Genomic DNA, 312 nt, shown 5'->3' with positions numbered 1-312 from the left:
CGAGGGGCGGGGGATGTAGGCGGCCTGGTCGCCTTGGGCGGGCACGAGGCGCAGCCTGCTCAGGGTGCTGAGGACCAGTGCTGCGGTGGGGCGGGCGGGACGGCCGGCGTAGAGGCCGGGGATCTTCCCGTCGGGGCCGGTACCGAGCCGTGCTTGGCGTTCGACCAGGCAGAAGATGAGCAGGGCCAGGCAGATCACGTGGATGAGGGCGTGGATCCGCTGGTTGGAGTGCAGGAACATGGGTGCGACCGCGAGCGGGCCCTTGAACGCGCCGTAGCGACGTTCGACGACTTCCTGTCCTTTGTAGCGGGC

1 pseudogene is annotated in these 312 nt (G+C 69.9%); it reads right to left on the bottom strand.

The window, feature by feature from the left end:
• A pseudogene (locus tag AC08OU_RS22640) lies at positions 1-312 on the bottom strand (IS1634 family transposase); the annotation flags it as partial.

The sequence above is a fragment of the Frankia sp. CcMO1 genome (assembly GCF_977945845.1).
This window is presented reverse-complemented; position numbering and strand designations above follow the sequence as displayed.